Genomic DNA, 15,973 nt, shown 5'->3' with positions numbered 1-15,973 from the left:
ATGAAAGTAGTGTTTATGGGCACGCCGGATTTTGCCGTACCGTCGCTGCGGGCTCTGTTGCAGAATAATTTTGAGGTGCCGGCGGTGATTACCCAACCCGACCGGCCGTCCGGGCGGGGGAAAAAGCTCAAACCGTCTCCGGTAAAAACGGCGGCGCTGGAGGCCGGCCTGCCGGTGCACCAGCCGGAAAAAATACGCGAACCCGGTTTTATCGAGCTGTTAAGGGGGTTGAATCCCGATGTGATTGCCGTAGCCGCTTTCGGGCAGATTCTGCCGGCGGACATCCTGGACCTGCCTCCATTCGGGTGTGTGAACGTGCATGCCTCGCTGCTGCCCGCTTACCGGGGCGCGGCCCCCATACACCGGGCCGTGATGAACGGGGAGCGGGAAACCGGGGTGACGATTATGCAAATGGATACCGGCCTGGATACGGGAGATATGCTTTTACAGGAAAAGGTGCCCATTGGCCCCGATGATACCGTTGGAGCGGTGCATGACCGGCTGGCGGTCCTGGGTGGACGCTTGCTGGTGGAGGCGTTGCGGCAGCTCGCCGCCGGGCGGGTCCGTCCGGTGCCGCAGGATGATGCCCGTTCCTCATATGCGCCCATGCTTACCGGAGCGGATGAAATCATCCGCTGGGACCGTGATGCCCGCGAAATCAAAAACCAGGTCCGGGGGTTGAACCCCTGGCCCGGCGCCCGCACAAGCCTGGCGGGAAAAATGTTTAAAATTTGGCGGGTGGTTGAGGCCGCCGATTCCCGGGGAGACGCCGGTAAACCGGGCCAGGTGCTGGAGGCCGGCCAGGAATGCGGCTTGCTGGTGCAAACCGGCAATGGAATATTAAGTATTGAAGAACTGCAGTTGCAGGGCAAAAAACGGATGAGCGCCGCCCGGTTTTTGCGGGGCAACCCGCTGGTACCCGGCAGCATTTTCGGTGCCGGACCGGCCGGCGGGGGTGGTTGACATTGAATAACGTCATGCAGATTCACGAGCGAAAACGCCTGTTCATCGGTTTGCTGGTTGCCAGCCTGGTGGTGGTAAGCCTGCTGGCCGCAGCCATATGGTATCTGGTTTTCAGCCCCGAGCGCTCGCTGGTTTATAAATTGGTGCTGCTTTCTGTGGTTGCGGTGCTGGCGGCGGGAATATTGCTGGCGGGCTTCGGGTTGGCCGGTATCGTACTGACCATTATGCGTTCCAGACCCCTGGCGCTGCTGCAGGGACCCATGCGCGTAGCATTAAACACCTTTTTCCCGCTGGTGCTGATCCTGGGCCGGTTGTTCAGGATTGATATGAACCGGATCAAGCGATCGTTTATTGAAGTAAACAATAACCTGGTGCAGGCCATGCATATTAATGCCGGGTCCCACCAAATTCTGCTGCTGGCCCCGCACTGCCTGCAAAACAGCGAGTGCGTGCACAAGGTGACCGGCAGCATAGATAACTGCCGCCGGTGCGGCAAATGCGGGGTTAATGATATCCTGCAGTTGCGGGACCGTTACGGTATCCGCGTGGGGATGGCCACCGGGGGAACGCTGGCCCGGAAATATGTACGGGATTACCGGCCCAAGGCTATAGTGGCCATAGCGTGCGAGCGGGATTTAACCAGCGGTATTTTGGATGCCAATCCCATACCAGTTCTGGGGGTAACCAACCTGAGACCCAACGGCCCGTGCCACAACACGCAATTTTCTTTGCAGCGGGTGGATGAAGCCATTCAGTACTTTTTACGGTAATAATTAAAGTGTGTGTTCGAAAAGGAGCACGTAGGTTGGTGCCAGGTGTTGAAAGTTGAAAAATCTTCGATTTTCAACTTTCAACACCTGGCACCTATCAAGGCGGCGAAGGCTTTGAGGAGCAGAGCAACCAGCGACGTGAATCTCGCGCGGACTTTTCGAACAACCTCTTAAAGTATATTTTTGAACTTGGACGTGGTAAAGTTGACGAAGAAGACAAGCGCCAGGGAATCCGCCCTGCAGGTTTTGATAAACGTTGATGAACGGGAGGCATACGCCAATTTGGCCCTGGGGGCGGTTTTGGAAAAATCCGACATGAATAAGCTGGACCGGGCCTTTACCACGGAGCTGGTTTACGGCACCTTGCGTACCCTGAATACGCTTGACTGGGCGCTGGGCCGGTACCTGCGCCGCCCGCTGCCCGGTCTGTCCACCGCGGTGCGCAATATCCTGCGCCTGGGCGCTTACCAAATTTTGTTTATGGACCGGGTTCCCGATGCCGCGGCGGTCAACGAGGCGGCCAACCTGGCCCGCCGGAACGGCCATGCCGGAATTGTCAAATTTGTCAACGGTGTGCTGCGCAACCTGGCCCGGGGCAAAGATAATTTGCCTTATCCCGACCCCGGGAAAGAGCCGGTTAAGTACATAGCCCTGCGTTACTCACATCCTGGGTGGCTGGTGCGCCGGTGGCTGGAGGAATTCGGTTACGAACAGACGGCCGCCCTTTGCGGGGCCAATAACCGGCCTGCGCCCAATACCGTGCGGGTAAACACATTGAAAATTAATACCGGGGAGTTGTCAGCCCGGCTGGAGTCCTGCGGGGTAAAGACGCTAAAGGGGCGTTACGCCGAAGATTGCCTGCAGTTGGAGGGCTTTGTTTCCCTGGGGCGGCTGGCGCTCTTTCAGGAGGGACTTTTCCAGGCGCAGGACGAAAGTTCCATTCTGGTGGGGCAGGCCGTGCGTCCCGCACCCGGCTCCCGGGTGATCGATGTGGCCAGCGCGCCGGGGGGCAAAGCCACCCATCTGGCCCAGATTATGCAGAACCGGGGCGAAATTCTGGCATTGGATGTGCATGAACATAAAATAAAGCTAATCAAAGAAAACTGCCGGCGGTTGGGCGTGGAGATTGTGCGCGTCCTGCTGGCGGACGCCCGGCGCCTGCCGGAAGAATACACCGGGTGGGCCGATTACGTGCTGGTGGACGCGCCGTGTTCCGGACTGGGGGTGCTGCGCCGGCGCCCGGATGCCCGGTGGCGCAAGGGCGAGGAGCAGATCAAGGAACTGGTGACCTTGCAGGCGCAAATTCTCGCCGCCGCCGCTGTCGCCCTAAAACCCGGCGGGGTGCTGGTATACAGCACCTGCACAATCACCCGGGAGGAAAACCTGGGGCAGGTGGAGAGTTTTTTGCGCCGGCACCGGGATTTCCGGGCGGAGCCGCTCACCGGTTTACTACCGGACAGCCTGGACCACGCCGGTACCATGAGCCGGGGCTACCTGCAAATTCTGCCACACCAGCACGGCCTGGACGGTTTCTTTATCGCCAGACTTAAGAAACAAAGCGGAACTTAATTACAGGGAAAAGGTCATAATTGTTAAAAGCACCCACAGGCCTGACCCGAATCGGCAATGGAGGTTAGCATATGCCGGGTTTGCCCAATATCAAAGATTTTACCCTGGCGGAACTGGAGCAAAAAATGGTATCCGTGGGACTGGCCAAATACCGCGCCAAGCAAGTGGTGGACTGGTTTCATCGCAAGGGAATTAATTCCTTTGCAAAGATGTCCAACCTGCCCAAAGAAACGCGGGAAAAGCTGGCCGGGCAATTCAGCCCCGGTGGGTTAGAGATAGTGGATAAAAAAATGTCCCGCGACGCAAGCACCGCCAAGTATCTTTTAAAGATGGCGGACGGGCAGGCCGTGGAAAGCGTGCTGATGAAATATCATTACGGCTATACGGCTTGCCTCTCCACCCAGGTGGGGTGCCGCATGGGCTGCGCCCTTTGCGCCTCCGGCCTGGAAGGTTTGATGCGTAACCTGACCCCGGGAGAAATCATTGATCAGATATGGGCTATGCAGCATGACTCCGGTGAACGCATCGGGCGAATTGTACTGATGGGAGCGGGCGAACCTCTGGATAATTTTGTTAATACGGTCAAGTTTCTGGAGTTGGTTGCGGCCCCGTACGGGCTCAATATCGGCTGCCGGCACATCACTTTATCCACCTGCGGCGTTGTGCCGCGCATTTATGATTTGATGCAGTTACGCCTGGCCATTACCCTGGCGGTTTCCCTGCACGCCCCCAATAATGAACTGCGAAATAAACTGATGCCGGTCAACAAAGTTTACCCGCTGGAAAAGCTGCTGCCCGCCTGCGCTGAATACGCCGGGGTTACCGGCCGCCGGGTGTCGTTTGAGTACGCGCTGCTGGGCGGGGTAAACGATTCCGCTGAGTACGCCGCGGAACTGGCGCGGGTTTTGCGCGGCATCCACTGCCATGTGAATTTGATTCCGGCCAACCCGGTGCCCGAGCGCGGGATCAGGCGCAGCAAGGCAGGCGATGTGAAAAATTTCCGGGCGGCGCTGGAGCGTGCCGGGTATCCGGTAACGGTGCGCCGGGAACTGGGGCTGGATATTGACGCCGCTTGCGGCCAATTGCGGCGCCGGGTGCTGGCGGACGCCGGCGCAGCCCGGGGCAAGCCGGGAGCATGGATTCGCAAGCGCAGCGGTGAACTAACGGTTCCGTAAGGCAATAACTCTTTTGGTGCCAGGTGTTGAAAGTTGAAAATCGAAGATTTTTCAACTTTCAACACCTGGCACCTATCAAGGCGGCGAGGGCTTTGAGGAACGGAGCGACCAGTGACGTGGATCTCGCGCGGACTTTTCAAACAACCTCTTAAAGCTCAGATTAAAACGAGGTGAATGCCGGTGGGCTTTTTCTCGGAACTGGAAGGGAACCTGGAAAAATATATTGAAGGTTTTTTTAAAGACAAATTCGGGAGCGGCAGCCTGCAGCCCGTGGAAGTGGCCAAAAAACTGGCCCGGGAAATGCGCGACCGGCGGCAAACCGGCGTACAGGGCATTTACGTGCCCAACCGGTTTGAAGTTTACCTGGGGCCACAGGATTTGGGCGCTTTTAAGCCGCTTGTTGAGCGGTTGTCAACAGAAATGAAACAATATGTAATTGATAAAGCGGACGAGAAAAAATACATTTTGCCGGGTCCGGTATCGGTGACATTTAAAGAGGATCAGCAATTGGTGCGGGGGAAGTTTAAGATAGAAAGTTTTTTTGACAGTGTCCCGGAAGATGAAGGAGATGCGGGTGTGACCCCCGAAGACACCCTGCAATATATCCCGGTCCGCGCAAACGTGAGCCCGTTACCCGACAGGCGGCGGGCTGCGGTACTGGAAGTGGCGGAAGGGAATCTTGCGGGCCGACGGTTTGCGTTACATGAACTGACGGTTATCGGGCGCGGGCAAACTTGTCATGTTTGTTTGCCTGAACCGAGTATTTCCCGGCGTCATGCCGTGATAACCCGTACGGGAAACCGGTACACGATCAGCGACCAGGCGAGCACCAACGGTACATATGTGAACGGGATGCGGGTAACCCGGGCGGAACTGGACGACGGGGACATCATAAAATTGGGCCGGGCGGTATTGACCTTTAAGGTGGAATGATTTTTGGATATTATTTTATTTGTTTTACGCACTTTATTTTTAGTGTTCATTTACGTATTTATTTTTATACTGCTGATTTATTTAATCAGGGATTTACATAATACAGACGGGCCGGCGGCAAGCGATGTCGCCGGGGCGCAAACCGGGGACGGCCCGGCCGGCCGGGGGGTCCGTAAAAAAAGCGGCTTTGGGGCGCTGGTTGTTGAATCTGCGCCCCGGGAGTACGCGCTGGAGGGCTCGGAATACGAGTTGACCCGGGAAATAAAACTGGGCCGGGGGCCGAATAACGAAATAATTTTACCGGGACGGTTTGCCTCGAACCGCCATGCGCGATTATACTTGCGGGACGGGCAATACTGGCTGGATGATTTGGGCAGTAAAAACGGCACCTACTTAAACGGGAAGCTGCTTACCGGACCCGCGGTGCTGGCTGATGGTGATCAGATTAGAATTGGTGATATTATTTTCAGGTTTGTGAGGTGGGGCTATGAGGTGGAGTCAGATCACCGAATGCGGTCCGGTGCGCCGGCGGAATGAAGACTGGCTATGCGTATGTCCCGATCTGGGCCTTTTTGCCGTGGCCGACGGTATGGGCGGGCACCGGGCCGGTGATGTCGCCAGCAAACTGGCCCTGGAGGTGCTCAAGCGCACTTTGGAAAGCCGGCCCGGGGCGGGTGCCTCCGCCGGTGAACTGCTGGCGCAGGGGATCCGGCGGGCCAACGAAGCAGTTTACCGTTCCGCCCGTGAGTTTATCGAGCACCGGGGTATGGGCACCACCCTCACGGCCTGCCTGGTCCGTGGGAATAAGCTTACTGTGGCCAATGTCGGGGACAGCAGGGCGCTTTTACTGCGCGACGGCAGAATCAGCAAGCTGACCAGCGATCACTCGCTGGTTCAGGAGTTGTTGGACGGCGGCGGCATAACGGAAGAAGATGCGCTGCACCACCCGCAACGTAATGTTTTAACCCGGGCGCTGGGCGTCGACCCTGAAGTGGAAGTGGATGTTTTTGATTATGACATCCTTCGGGGCGACCGGCTGTTGCTCTGTACCGACGGGTTGACCGGGTTTGTAGCCGAGCAGAAAATTGCTGATTTGATGGCGGTCGATACCGACCCGGACGCCGTGTTGAACGCGCTGGTGGCGGAGGCCATCCGGGCCGGCAGTAATGATAACATAACCATGATTTGGGTGGCGGTGGATTGATTTGCACGGGCGCGGCAAAGAGCGGAAACTGTTGCTGATAACTTTTTTATATACCTTGACCGGCGGCGCAGCACTGTATCTGCGCGCGCCGGGACCGGGCGGGCTGTGGGCCGTAGCCGCCGCAACGGTCATATTCTGCGGTTTCATGCTCCTGAGCGTTGTCTGGCAGCGCCGGGGAACCGGATATGACCTGTATATTACCCCCTTGATCAGTTTTCTGACAGGCACCGGGGTGATTTTCCTGTTCCGGCTCAATCCCGCCTACGGGTACCGGCAGCTGGCCTGGGCGATCATCGGAATGGCGGCCCTGTATATGACAACTACTTTATTGAGTTCATATCATTCATTGGCCGATTATAAATACCTGTTTGCCCTGGCCGGCATTGTCGCCCTCCTGCTGCCCATATTTTTCGGCATTGAATTGGGCGGGGCCAAGAGCTGGCTGGACCTGGGATTGTTTCACTTCCAGCCCTCCGAATTTGTCAAATTGCTGCTGGTATTTTTCCTGGCGGGCTATTTGGTGGAGAACCGGGTATTATGGCGCGCGGCAGGCGGAAAAGAATATTCTTTACCCGGGCTGCAGGAATGGGGGCCGCTGCTGGGCATGTGGCTGACGGCCTTGCTGCTTTTGGTATTTCAAAAGGATCTGGGCACGGCCTTGATTTACTTCGGTACTTTTCTGGCCATGGTATACATGGCCACCGCCCGGCTGCGCTACATCATTTCCGGCGCGGTTTTATTCCTGGCCGGGGCGGCTGCCGCTTACTTGTCAGTCGGACATGTGCGCACCCGGGTGGCCATCTGGATGAATCCCTGGGCCACGGCTGAGGGTTCGGGTTACCAGATTATTCAGTCTCTTTACGCCATTGATGCCGGCGGTATCTTTGGTTCAGGGCTGGGAGCCGGTTTTCCGGAGTTTATTCCGGCAGTGCACACCGATTTTATATTTGCGGCCATATGTGAGGAAACCGGGCTGCTGGGCGGGATAGGTATACTGGTGGTGTTCATGCTGCTGGTTTATCGTGGTTTTAAAATTGCTCTGATAAAGCGGGATGAATATTCCGTGTTGATGGCTGCCGGGTTTACGGCCCTGCTGGGACTGCAGGTGTTCATCATCATTGCCGGGGTGACCAAATTGCTGCCCATGACCGGGATAACCCTGCCTTTCATCAGTTACGGGGGGAGTTCACTGGTGGCCAATTTTATCCTGGCCGGGATGCTGCTTAATATTTCCTGCGAGGTTGACGGGGCATGAGGAACAATGTGCGCAGGCTGGCTTATATCCTGCTGGTGGGTTTGGCGGCTGTTTGCGTGTATCTGGCCCTGATTCCCGTCTATATCAATCACATAACGAAGAGCGGAGCCGCCTTGGCGGACCCGCGCATCGCCGCCGGGGAAAACCGGATTCAGCGGGGAGCCATACTGGACCGGCACGGCGCGGTGCTGGCCCGCAGTGTACCGGCGGAAAACGGCTATCAAAGGGAATATCCCCTGGGCGGTGCCGCCGCTCATATTGTCGGTTATTATTCAAATAAATACGGGGCGGCCGGCCTGGAAAAATCCATGGCGCGGGTTCTGCTGGGCTTGGAAGGCGGCAGCAAAATCATTAATTTACGCAATCGCATTCTGGGCCGGCCCGGGGTGGGCAACGACATCACCTTGACCGTGGATGCCGGTCTGCAGCAATATGCAGCCAAACTGCTGGCCGGCAAAAAGGGAGCCGTGGTGGTGCTGGACCCCGCCACCGGCGAAGTGCTGGCCCTGGCCAGCAGTCCCGCCTTTGACCCGCTGCAGCCGGCGAAATATATTGATGATGCCGAAGCGCCCCTTTTAAACCGAGCCTTGCAAGGGGCTTACCCGCCGGGTTCAATTTTTAAAATTATTACTGCGGCGGCTGTGCTGGCTGACTTGCCCGGTATGGCGGGGGATACAATAAAGTGTACAGGAAAGCTTACGGTTAACGGTTTTACCTTGCATGACAACGCGGTGCACGGGCCGGTGGATTTTGGCGAGGCTTTCACCAAGTCTTGTAACGTGGCTTTTGGCCGCTACGGGCTGGCCTTGGGGGCGGGTGAATTTCTAAAGCAGGTTACGGCCTTCGGTATTGGGAAAAGCATTGATTTTGAACTGCCCGTATATGCCGGGAACATCACCCCGGCGGGTGAGATGGACGGGCCCACCCTGGCTTCCAGTGCCATCGGGCAGGGAGAGGTGCTGGTCACCCCCCTGCATGCCGCGCTGCTGGCCGGCGCCGTGGCCAATGACGGCGTAATAATGCAGCCTTACTTAGTGGCCGGTTACCGGGGGCGGGGCGGCAGCTCAAGCCGGCGGCACCCGGAGGAATGGCGGCGGGCCATGACTCCGGCTGTGGCCGCCGCCCTGCGAGAGCAAATGATTAACGTGGTCAGGCAGGGCACGGGGCGGGCGGCTGCGCTGCCAGGCGTTACAGTGGCCGGTAAAACCGGCTCGGCGGAAAACCCGCACGGCAAAAGCCATGCCTGGTTTGTAGGTTTCGCCCCTGCGGAAGAACCCCGGGTGGCGGTGGCCGTACTGCTGGAAAATGCCGGCTCCGGGGGGTCCGCTGCTGCACCGCTGGCCCGGGAGATCATCCGCAAGGCGCTGCAGTAAGCCTATGATTTTCAAGGAGAAAATACTATGATCGGCAAAATGCTGGGAAACAGGTATGAAATACTGGAAAAACTGGGCGGCGGGGGTATGGCCATTGTCTATAAGGGCCGGGACACCTACCTCAACCGCTATGTAACCATAAAGGTTTTGCGCCCGGAGTTCACTTCGGACGAAGACTTCATCAGTCGCTTCCGGCGCGAGGCCCAGGCTGTGGCCAGCCTTTCCCATCCCAATATCGTCAATATCCACGACGTGGGGCGGGAAGACGGCGTTCACTATCTGGTCATGGAATACGTGCGGGGTGACAACCTGAAGGCGATCATTAAGAAAAACGGTCGTCTTTCATCCGCCGAGGCCGTGCGCATTGCCGTGCAGGTTTGCGAAGCGCTGGAGCACGCCCACCAAAATAATATTGTGCACCGGGACGTCAAGCCGCACAATATCCTCATCACCCATGACGGGCGGGCCAAGTTGACGGATTTCGGGATTGCCATGGAAGCCACTTCGGGCACCATCACCCGTTCGGATACCATTGTGGGGTCTGTGCATTATTTGAGCCCGGAACAGGTGCGCGGTGAAACGGCCACCGCCAGGTCGGACATTTACGCTGTGGGGATACTGCTGTACGAAATGTTGACGGGTAAACAGCCCTACAGCGGTGACACCCCCATTGCCGTAGCCATGAAACATATTCAGGAAACCCCGCCGCCCGTGGATGAGGTTAACCCGGAGGTGCCGCTGGAATTGGCCGCGGTGGTCATGCGGGCCATGGAAAAGAGACCCGAGCAAAGGTACGCCAGCGCCGGGGAACTGGCCCGGCACCTGGAGCTGGCCCTGGAGGATACCGGGCAGGCAACGGTGGTCATCCCGACCGGTGCGCTGGACCGGGACGGCATAACCGGGGAAGGTGAGGAGGAGATTGACGTTAGTAATAAAGAGAAAGCTCCGCGAGTACCGCGGGCCTGGACGGTGATCGCCGTGCTGGTTCTGCTGGCCGGGCTGCTGGCCGGGGGAATCTATGGTTTTTACAATTACATGGATGTCCAGGCGATCAAAGTGCCCAACGTGGTGGGCATGAATGAAGAGCAGGCCCGGGCCGAACTGGAAGCGGTGGGTTTGCAGGCCAGAACCACTGAAGTGTATGACGAGGAAGAAAAAGGGATAGTAATTGCCCAGGAACCGGGACCCGACGACCCCGAGGTAAAACCGCCCCGGGTGATAAACCTGACGGTGAGCAAGGGGCCGGAGTTGCGGGAAGTGCCCCAACTATACAACTTGACTGTTTATGATGCGGAGCTGCGGTTGCGGGAAGCAGGCCTGTCCCTGGCTCAACCGGTGAAAAAAGTGTACAGCGAAGAAGTGGAAAAGGATAAAGTAGTGGATCAGACACCGCGGGCCGGCAAAAGCGTGATCAAAGGCACGGCGGTGCAGGTTTCAGTGAGTGAAGGGCCCCGGCCCCGGATGCAAACCGTGCCGGATTTAACCGGGCTCACCCTGGATGAAGCCCGGGACGCGCTGGCGAAACGGAACCTGGAATTAAATGAGAAAGAATTAACCTGGGACTACCGGGCGGGGTTTTTATGGGGACAGATCATCGACCAGTCACCTGATCCCAACACCGAAGCGGAAGAAGGAACCAATGTCAATGTGGTGCTGAACAACGGCCCCGGTCCGGTGGAGAGGACCGCCGTGGTGGTTATCGAAGATGAAATACCTAACGACGGCGCATCGCATATGGTGGAAATTGTGGTCGAGGACGCGGAAGGTAGAAAAGTGGCCTACGCCAACTCCCACACGGGGGGTGACCGGATTGAAAAAACCATCACTTACGTGGGAAACGGGGTAGTGCAGGTGTATATTGATAAACAGCTGATATCGGAAAAAAAACTAAAATAGGAGGGCCTTTATGGAGGGAACAATAATAAAGGCCTACGGAGGATTTTATTTTGTCCGGGTGGCGGAAGAAATTTACCGGTGCGCTATCCGGGGCAAAATCCGCCGGCAGCTTGGCCAGGCACTGGTGGGTGATCGTGTGCGTGTGCAGCCGGTTAATGCACAGGAGGGCGTGGTGGAGGAAATTCTGCCCCGGCGGACGGAACTGATCAGGCCGCCGGTAGCCAATGTGGAGCAGGCGGTAATTGTTTTTGCGGTAAAGCACCCGGACCCCAACCTAGCGTTGCTGGACCGGTTTCTGGTGCAAGCGCAGGCGGCCGGAGTCGCCCCGGTTATCTGTTTTAACAAAATCGACCTGGCGGATGCGGCGGAATTAAATATTGTAAATCATTACAAGCCAGCCGGGCATCCCATAGTCCGGGTCAGCGCCAAAACCGGCATCAACCTGGATGATTTACGGGAAATTTTGCGGGGGAGAATTACCGTGCTGGCCGGTCCGTCCGGGGTGGGCAAATCCAGCCTGCTGAATGCCCTGCAGCCCGGTTTGGGGCTGGAAACCGGGGGGATAAGCCGCAAATTAAAGCGGGGCAGACATACCACCAGGCACGTGGAATTAATTCCTCTGGCCGGTGGCGGGCTGGTGGCGGATACGCCGGGGTTTTCCAGCATGTTTTTACCGCCTATGCGGCGCGAAGAACTGGCGGGCTATTTCCCGGAGTTTGGTGTCTACGAACCGCAATGCCGGTTCGCCGGTTGCCTACACCACCGGGAGCCCGGCTGTGCGGTCAAGGAGGCGGTAGTGCAAGGGCAAATATCCTCCTTGCGGTACCAGCATTATCTGGATTTATTGACAGAAGTTATCGAGGCGGAAAGGAGATATTGAATTGGTTATAATTGCCCCGTCTATTTTGTCGGCCGACTTTGCGTCCCTGGGCGAACAGGTCCGGGCCGTGGAGCGGGCCGGGGCGGAATTTTTGCATATTGATGTGATGGACGGGCATTTCGTGCCCAATATAACCATCGGTCCTCCGGTGGTTAAAGCGCTGCGTCCGGTATCCGGGCTGGTGTTCGACGTGCATTTGATGATTGCGAACCCTGACCGGTACATACCTGAGTTTGCCGCCGCCGGTGCTGACATTATTACCGTGCATGCCGAAGCCTGTCCCCATTTGCACCGGACCTTGCAGATAATCAAACAGGCCGGTAAAAAGGCCGGGGTGGCCTTTAACCCCGCCACATCGCCCGAAGGGTTGGAATTTGTTTTGCCCATGCTTGACCTGGTGCTGGTAATGACTGTCAACCCCGGGTTCGGGGGGCAAGAGTTCATTACGGAAATGTTACCTAAAATAAGCCGGGTTAAAGCGTTGTTGCAAAAGGAAAAGCCGGATACATTGCTGCAGGTGGACGGTGGGGTTAACGTGAATACCGCATCCGGTGTGGTTGAGTCCGGCGCCGATGTGCTGGTAGCCGGGTCGGCTGTATTCGGGGCTGTAGACCCGGCGACGGCGGTCGCTGAACTCAGGCGGGCGGCCCAAAGCGGCACCGGTTGTTAAATTTTCACTTAAAATTTACTGTGTAACATTAAATGAAGGAGTGATATCATGGCAGTTTGGAAATGTCAATCTTGCGGCAATATCGTGGAAGGACGTTGCAAGCCGGGTAAATGCAAGGCTTGCGGCGCGCCCAAGGACAGTCTGGAAAAGCAAGCGCCGCCGAAAAAAGAAAAGTAACGAATATTTGCCGGGCTTGGACATTTTTTTTGAAAAATTTTCTTTTAATAAAGGAAATAGAGAATATTTGTCATATAATTAAGAGGTAAACTAAAGCCGGGAGCGGGTGGTTTTTATGCAAAATGAAGGTCAATTGGTTATTTTCGAGCTGGCTGATCAACTATATGCTCTGCCCATTCAGGATACCCAGGAAATTATCCGCATGACTGATATTACTAATGTGCCCAATACAAGGGATTATGTCGAGGGAATCATAAATCTGCGGGGCAGTATTGTTCCGGTAATTAATTTAAACCGGCGCCTGGGTTTGTCGGTTAAGGACTATGATGATTCCTCCCGTATTATAGTGGTGGAATACAGCGGGCAAAAAGTGGGCATGATAGTGGATAATGTGCACGAGGTGGGGCGGTATACCAGCGATGAGGTAGACCCGCCGGTGGTGGACGGTGATAATGTCGATTTCATCAGCGGTGTGGTGAAAAAGGGAGACGATCTCTGGTTGCTGCTCAATCTGGCCAAGGTATTGTAACCCAAAGCCGGTGATCCGGAACACGGAAAGCCGGCTTATTTAGTGAAAGTGTGTTTTTTTAGGTAGGTGTTATCATGCAAACCAGCAACGATTTGCGGCGCAAATTGGCCGGTATAGATCGCAAGGGCTATGGGGCCTACAAGTCCCTGGCCGGTACATATAAATTTGACTTTTTCACCCTGTATATAGATCACGTGCAAAGCGACCCCTTTGCTCCACCGAGCCGCATGCGGGTCAGGTTGGCCCGGGAGGTGGCGGGTTTTCCTGCGGAATATTACCGCACCCGGACGGAAAGGATAGCTTTGGAAGATTATCTCACCAGGTGTTTTGCGGCAGTGGTGCGGCGTTACTCGGAAAGAAAGGGCACCGGCAAAAGCGGCATCATATCCATTGACCGGCCCGGGCAGGAGGTGCTGGAACGTACCTCCATGGTGGCGGGCGACCGGTTTGTAGAGGCCAGGTTTGTGGTGGGCCTGCCAGCCCGGGGCAGGACCGTGCTGGCCGGGGAAGCCGGGGAAATCTTGCTTGAAAGTCTGCCGGAAATAGTCCGCCACTCACTGGTTTTTAAAAACCTGGACCGTAACCGTTTGCAGGTGCACATTGAGCTGGCCCGGGACCAGGCGGCTTTGCGGCGGCAATTGCCGGAAATGGGTTTGGTGGCCTTTGTGGCCGACGGTTCCGTGCTGCCGCGGGAAAGCGGTGTGAGTGACCTGCCGCTTAAAGGGGAAAACGTGGTGCCCTTTCGTTCCCCGCCAGAATATACGGTGAGTGTAAACCTGCCCCACCGGGGCCGGATCAGCGGTATGGGTATCCCCCGGGGAGTTACCCTGATAGTGGGAGGCGGGTATCACGGCAAGTCCACTCTTTTGCGGGCCATTGAACGGGGCGTTTACAACCATATTCCGGGAGACGGCCGGGAATTCGTGATTACCGTGTCGGACGCCGTAAAAATAAGGGCCGAAGACGGGCGCAGCGTAGTAGGGGTGGATATAAGCGGCTTTATCAATAATTTGCCATTTGGCAAGGATACCCGTAATTTTTCCACCGCCAACGCCAGCGGCAGCACGTCCCAGGCCGCCAACATAGTGGAAGCCCTGGAAGCAGGCACGGAACTATTGCTGCTGGACGAGGACACCAGCGCCACCAACTTTATGATCCGGGACGGTCGGATGCAGCGGCTGGTGGCCAGGGAAATGGAACCCATCACGCCCTTTATTGACAGGGTGCGGGATTTGCTGGATAATTTTAATACTTCAACAATACTGGTGGTCGGCGGGTCGGGCGATTACTTCGAAGTGGCGGATAATGTAATAATGATACACAATTACCTGCCCCGGGATGTTACCGCCCGGGCCCGGGAAATTGCTTATGGTATGCGGGGTGAGCGCAGTCGGGAGGTGGAAGCGCCGCTGCAAACGGTGCGGGAGCGCATTCCGCTGCCGGAAGCTTTTCGGCTGCAAAGCAAGGATAAGGTCAAGTCCCGGGGACTGGATGACATACAGCTGGGCCGGGAGAATGTGGATTTGCAAAATGTAGAACAGCTGGTGGACAACAGTCAGACGGCTGCGCTGGCAGCCATTATGAAATATGCGCGTAAATACATCGACGGCAAAACAACACTGGCGCAGGTAACGCATAAAGTATTGCAAGATATCGAAAAGGAGGGGTTGGACGTTATCTCCGCTTTTATGGGGCAGCATCCGGGCGATTTTGCGCTGCCCCGCAAATACGAAGTCATGGCGGCTTTCAACAGGTACCGCGGTTTGCGGGTCAAATAGACACTGACCGCTGTCTTGGTATTTATTGAAAACAATTAATAAGGAAGGGAAAACCCGATGCAAGGACAACGTCACCAGGCCTACCTGGCAAGATATATTACTATCGCAGTGGATATTGCCACCCGCATAGTACGTGGCGAATATCGCATTGGACAAAAAATTTTCGGCCGGTCCACTCTGGCCGGGAAATACAATGTTTCACCGGAGACCATCAGGCGGGCGCTGACGCTGCTGCAGGAGCGGGGCATTGTCGATGTTATGCCCGGGGTGGGCGTGGTGGTAAAATCGGACAGGGCCGCCCGCGAATACCTGGCCGATTACAATCAGAAAAAGGTTTTGCTGGATATCCAGGAGCGGTTGACAAAACTGTTGCGGGAAAGGGAGCAATTGAACACCGAAATAGATCAGCTTACAAACCAGCTGTTGGATTACACGTTTAAAATGGCCGGCAGGCTGCAAAAACTTGAGGAGATATCCGTTCCGCCGGATTCACCCTTACTGGGAAAAACGCTGGCCGAAGCGGACTTCAGGGCCCGGACGGGAGCGACCATTCTTTCTATTTACCGCAACGGCCATGAAATGGTTTCGCCGGAAGCGAAAACCACCCTGCAGGCCGGGGACGTGCTGATGGTGGTGGGTACCCACGAAGCGGCCGGCATGGTTTATCAACTGGTTACCGGAGAGGAAATTGCTCCGGAGCACGTAGGACAGGAAGATTATTACCATCAGCCATAGATGAAGTGCCACCGTTTTTCTGGCAAGCAAGGTATAAAATGAAAAAAAATTGCCAATAATATATCC

16 protein-coding genes are annotated in these 15,973 nt (G+C 56.3%); all 16 read left to right on the top strand.

What is annotated here, in order from left to right; all coding sequences use genetic code 11:
- The 16 genes from fmt to BM299_RS08610 all read left to right on the top strand — a co-directional run bounded on the left by fmt (position 1) and on the right by BM299_RS08610 (position 15,907).
- Positions 1-963, top strand: coding sequence for a methionyl-tRNA formyltransferase (gene fmt / locus BM299_RS08685; protein ID WP_092483086.1), 963 nt, complete (start codon positions 1-3; stop codon positions 961-963).
- A 14-nt stretch (positions 964-977) separates the two neighbouring features.
- The gene (locus BM299_RS08680; RefSeq protein WP_092483199.1) at positions 978-1,733 is read left to right on the top strand and encodes a DUF116 domain-containing protein; all 756 of its coding nucleotides are present in this window, start codon (positions 978-980) and stop codon (positions 1,731-1,733) included.
- Positions 1,734-1,937: 204 nt separating this feature from the next.
- Positions 1,938-3,302 carry a 16S rRNA (cytosine(967)-C(5))-methyltransferase RsmB gene (rsmB, locus tag BM299_RS08675; protein WP_092483084.1) on the top strand — a complete coding sequence of 455 codons (1,365 nt, stop codon included), beginning with the start codon at positions 1,938-1,940 and terminating at the stop codon, positions 3,300-3,302.
- Positions 3,303-3,373: 71 nt separating this feature from the next.
- Complete coding sequence (gene rlmN / locus BM299_RS08670; RefSeq protein WP_092483082.1) at positions 3,374-4,477, top strand: dual-specificity RNA methyltransferase RlmN; 1,104 nt, start codon at positions 3,374-3,376, stop codon at positions 4,475-4,477.
- 180 nt (positions 4,478-4,657) lie between these two features.
- Positions 4,658-5,410: an FHA domain-containing protein gene (locus tag BM299_RS08665; RefSeq protein WP_165608239.1), complete on the top strand. Its 753-nt coding sequence runs from the start codon at positions 4,658-4,660 to the stop codon at positions 5,408-5,410.
- Positions 5,411-5,413: 3 nt separating this feature from the next.
- Positions 5,414-5,947 (top strand): FHA domain-containing protein, encoded by a 534-nt coding sequence (locus tag BM299_RS08660; RefSeq protein ID WP_092483079.1) that lies wholly within the window; start codon positions 5,414-5,416, stop codon positions 5,945-5,947.
- Entirely contained in the window at positions 5,898-6,614 is a 717-nt protein-coding gene (locus tag BM299_RS08655) for a Stp1/IreP family PP2C-type Ser/Thr phosphatase (RefSeq protein WP_092483078.1), read from the top strand. Before BM299_RS08660 ends, BM299_RS08655 begins: the two co-directional genes overlap by 50 nt.
- A complete protein-coding gene (locus BM299_RS08650; RefSeq protein WP_425429483.1) occupies positions 6,610-7,869 on the top strand; it encodes an FtsW/RodA/SpoVE family cell cycle protein in 1,260 nt (419 codons plus the stop codon). Before BM299_RS08655 ends, BM299_RS08650 begins: the two co-directional genes overlap by 5 nt.
- The gene (locus tag BM299_RS08645) at positions 7,866-9,242 is read left to right on the top strand and encodes a peptidoglycan D,D-transpeptidase FtsI family protein (protein WP_092483077.1); all 1,377 of its coding nucleotides are present in this window, start codon (positions 7,866-7,868) and stop codon (positions 9,240-9,242) included. The genes BM299_RS08650 and BM299_RS08645 overlap by 4 nt, the downstream gene beginning before the upstream one ends.
- A 27-nt stretch (positions 9,243-9,269) precedes the next feature.
- Entirely contained in the window at positions 9,270-11,138 is a 1,869-nt protein-coding gene (pknB, locus tag BM299_RS08640) for a Stk1 family PASTA domain-containing Ser/Thr kinase (protein ID WP_092483076.1), read from the top strand.
- A 10-nt stretch (positions 11,139-11,148) separates the two neighbouring features.
- Positions 11,149-12,018: a ribosome small subunit-dependent GTPase A gene (rsgA, locus tag BM299_RS08635; RefSeq protein WP_092483075.1), complete on the top strand. Its 870-nt coding sequence runs from the start codon at positions 11,149-11,151 to the stop codon at positions 12,016-12,018.
- Between the two features lies 1 nt (position 12,019).
- Positions 12,020-12,688, top strand: coding sequence for a ribulose-phosphate 3-epimerase (rpe, locus tag BM299_RS08630; protein WP_092483074.1), 669 nt, complete (start codon positions 12,020-12,022; stop codon positions 12,686-12,688).
- Between the two features lie 48 nt (positions 12,689-12,736).
- The gene (locus BM299_RS08625; RefSeq protein WP_092483073.1) at positions 12,737-12,865 is read left to right on the top strand and encodes an RCKP-type rubredoxin-like domain-containing protein; all 129 of its coding nucleotides are present in this window, start codon (positions 12,737-12,739) and stop codon (positions 12,863-12,865) included.
- A 115-nt stretch (positions 12,866-12,980) separates the two neighbouring features.
- The gene (locus BM299_RS08620) at positions 12,981-13,394 is read left to right on the top strand and encodes a chemotaxis protein CheW (protein WP_092483072.1); all 414 of its coding nucleotides are present in this window, start codon (positions 12,981-12,983) and stop codon (positions 13,392-13,394) included.
- Positions 13,395-13,468: 74 nt separating this feature from the next.
- Entirely contained in the window at positions 13,469-15,172 is a 1,704-nt protein-coding gene (locus tag BM299_RS08615) for an ABC-ATPase domain-containing protein (protein ID WP_092483071.1), read from the top strand.
- Between the two features lie 57 nt (positions 15,173-15,229).
- Positions 15,230-15,907: a TrkA C-terminal domain-containing protein gene (locus tag BM299_RS08610; RefSeq protein WP_092483070.1), complete on the top strand. Its 678-nt coding sequence runs from the start codon at positions 15,230-15,232 to the stop codon at positions 15,905-15,907.
- Positions 15,908-15,973: the final 66 nt, after the last annotated feature.

This window comes from Desulfoscipio geothermicus DSM 3669, from assembly GCF_900115975.1.
In the GTDB taxonomy this organism is placed as follows: Bacteria; Bacillota; Desulfotomaculia; order Desulfotomaculales; family Desulfallaceae; genus Desulfoscipio; species Desulfoscipio geothermicus.
The sequence above is the reverse complement of the archived record's forward strand: the minus strand, read 5'-3'. Positions and strand labels throughout refer to the sequence as shown.

Excerpts from the sequence above, each read along its gene's own strand:
- BM299_RS08615 (WP_092483071.1), top strand. The coding sequence starts at position 13,469 with ATGCAAACCAGCAACGATTTGCGGCGCAAATTGGCCGGTATAGATCGC.
- rsgA (WP_092483075.1), top strand. The coding sequence starts at position 11,149 with ATGGAGGGAACAATAATAAAGGCCTACGGAGGATTTTATTTTGTCCGG.
- BM299_RS08645 (WP_092483077.1), top strand. The coding sequence starts at position 7,866 with ATGAGGAACAATGTGCGCAGGCTGGCTTATATCCTGCTGGTGGGTTTG.
- BM299_RS08610 (WP_092483070.1), top strand. The coding sequence starts at position 15,230 with ATGCAAGGACAACGTCACCAGGCCTACCTGGCAAGATATATTACTATC.
- fmt (WP_092483086.1), top strand. The coding sequence starts at position 1 with ATGAAAGTAGTGTTTATGGGCACGCCGGATTTTGCCGTACCGTCGCTG.
- rlmN (WP_092483082.1), top strand. The coding sequence starts at position 3,374 with ATGCCGGGTTTGCCCAATATCAAAGATTTTACCCTGGCGGAACTGGAG.
- BM299_RS08655 (WP_092483078.1), top strand. The coding sequence starts at position 5,898 with ATGAGGTGGAGTCAGATCACCGAATGCGGTCCGGTGCGCCGGCGGAAT.
- pknB (WP_092483076.1), top strand. The coding sequence starts at position 9,270 with ATGATCGGCAAAATGCTGGGAAACAGGTATGAAATACTGGAAAAACTG.
- BM299_RS08680 (WP_092483199.1), top strand. The coding sequence starts at position 978 with ATGCAGATTCACGAGCGAAAACGCCTGTTCATCGGTTTGCTGGTTGCC.
- BM299_RS08625 (WP_092483073.1), top strand. The coding sequence starts at position 12,737 with ATGGCAGTTTGGAAATGTCAATCTTGCGGCAATATCGTGGAAGGACGT.
- BM299_RS08620 (WP_092483072.1), top strand. The coding sequence starts at position 12,981 with ATGCAAAATGAAGGTCAATTGGTTATTTTCGAGCTGGCTGATCAACTA.